Origin of the sequence: Escherichia sp. TW14182 (genome assembly GCF_000208525.1) — a bacterium.
GTDB lineage: Bacteria > Pseudomonadota > Gammaproteobacteria > Enterobacterales > Enterobacteriaceae > Escherichia > Escherichia ruysiae.
The window spans coordinates 1-2,046 of sequence record NZ_AEJZ01000464.1; the positions used below are offsets into that span (position 1 = coordinate 1).

3 protein-coding genes and 1 pseudogene are annotated in these 2,046 nt (G+C 49.5%); all 4 read left to right on the forward strand.

Annotated features, from left to right (window positions below):
* Positions 1–47 precede the first annotated feature (47 nt).
* Positions 48–836 (forward strand): ParB/Srx family N-terminal domain-containing protein, encoded by a 789-nt coding sequence (locus tag EQY_RS27560; RefSeq protein ID WP_001291089.1) that lies wholly within the window; start codon positions 48–50, stop codon positions 834–836.
* A complete protein-coding gene (locus tag EQY_RS0123260; RefSeq protein WP_001204025.1) occupies positions 829–1,761 on the forward strand; it encodes a GREB1-related protein in 933 nt (310 codons plus the stop codon). The genes EQY_RS27560 and EQY_RS0123260 overlap by 8 nt, the downstream gene beginning before the upstream one ends.
* On the forward strand, positions 1,739–1,948 hold the full coding sequence (locus EQY_RS0123265; RefSeq protein WP_000126790.1) for a hypothetical protein: 210 nt from the start codon (positions 1,739–1,741) through the stop codon (positions 1,946–1,948). Before EQY_RS0123260 ends, EQY_RS0123265 begins: the two co-directional genes overlap by 23 nt.
* Positions 1,949–1,951: 3 nt before the next feature.
* Positions 1,952–2,046 (forward strand): annotated as a pseudogene (locus EQY_RS25375) (terminase); the annotation flags it as partial.

The following is a 2,046-nucleotide window of genomic DNA, read 5'->3' on the forward strand; positions in this document are numbered from 1 at the left end:
AGCGCACTGGCCGATAGCGGGCTTTTTTATTCATAAAGCGAGGCTGTATGAGCGAGAAATTGAAGATCGTCTATCGCCCGTTACAAGAACTGTCTCCGTATGCACACAATGCCAGGACACACAGCCCTGAGCAGGTGGCACAGCTGGTAGAAAGCATTAAGCAATTCGGCTGGGCTAATCCGGTGCTGATTGATGAAAAGGGCGAAATTATTGCGGGTCACGGTCGCGTTATGGCGGCTGAAGTGCTCAAAATGGATTCCGTTCCGGTCATCGTTCTGTCTGGTCTGACGGATGATCAGAAAAAGGCGTACCGCCTGGCAGATAATCGCCTGCCGATGAATGCTGGCTGGGATGAAGATCTGTTACGGATGGAGCTGTCGGACCTAATCAATGCTGATTTTGATGTCTCCCTGACAGGCTTCAGCCCGACAGAAATTGATGAACTGTTGACGGATGTTTTGCCCGGTACAGGAAATGAGGAGGAGCCGTATACGACGAAAATTGATACGCCTGTTTATGAGCCGTCGGGCGATAAACCGGATATCAGTGAACTGTACGACGATACGAAAACTCAGGAGCTGATCAGCCGGATACGTTCGGCGTCCCTTGAGCCTGATATCGAAAAATTCCTCCTGTGCGCGGCAGAACGCCACACGGTGTTTAATTTCAGCAGAATTGCGGATTATTACGCTCACGCCCCCGCTGAAATTCAGCGCCTTTTTGAGGAGTCGGCGCTGGTGATCATTGATTATCAGCAGGCTATTGAAAATGGATTTGTCCGGATGACGCAGCACATGGTGGAGATCATGCATGGCGGGGAGGAGGAATATGCGTGATGATTTTTGCGCCTTTATTCTGACTCACGGGCGACCGGACAAAGTTCTGACTTACCGGACTTTGCGTCGTGCTGGCTATACCGGGAAAATTTTTATCGTCGTTGATGATGAAGATAAAACCCGGCATCAGTACATAGCAGAATTTGGTGAACAGGTGCTGGTGTTTTCCAAAGCCGATATCGCCAGTCGTTTTGACGAAGCCGATAATTTCGGTGATCGTCGCTCAATTTTTTACGCCCGTAATGCCAGTTTTGACCTGGCAAAAAAGGTCGGGTGTAAATACTTCATTCAGCTCGATGATGATTATCACGAGTTTCAGTTTCGGGTGGATCGCAACTATGACCAGGCCTATTTTCCGATAAGGAAACTGGATGCGATCCTTTCTGAAATGCTGGCGTATTACGAATCAATACCTGCTCTTTCCATCGCTATGTCGCAGGGCGGGGATTTTCTTGGTGACAATGGCGGCCATGCTTCATGGGTGAAACGCAAGGCAATGAACAGCTTTATCTGTTCGGTCGAGCGACCGTTCTCATTCATGGGGCGCATTAACGAGGATGTGAATACGTACACGAATCTCGGTCGCCGTGGTGAATTGTTTATGACGATCGGTGCTGTCCAGTTAGGGCAGAAACAGACGCAGAAAAACAGCGGCGGAATGACCGAGCTGTATCTGGATTCCGGAACCTACGTTAAAAGTTTTTACTCCGTCATGTATGCGCCGTCGTGCGTAAAAATCTCACTGATGGGTGCCAGCCATAAACGCATTCACCATCAGGTCACCTGGAACAACGCTGCAGTAAAAATCCTTCACGAAAAATACAGGAAGAAGACACCCTGCATATCAATGGGGGTGACAAATGATTCCGTATTCGAAAGTCGAGTCTCTGGCAGCGTGCCGGATGACTGCACAACAAATAGCTGACGTTCTGGATGTTGATCTGAACCGACTGAAAGAAAATCGGGAAGCAATGACAAATTTTTATGCGTCCATCCGTAAGGGCAGAGCGAAAGGTGAAGCCGAGCTACGGGCGGCATTGTTTAAGCTTGCCAGAAAAGGGGATGCCTTTGCCCTGCGCGAACTACTCAGGGTGGATAAAAATCAGGACTAACTGATGAGCAGACCGGACTGGGGGGCGTTGCAGCAGGAGTATATTGCTGAATACACCCGCTCCGGTATATCTCCGGTGGCATGGTGTGAAGCAAGGGG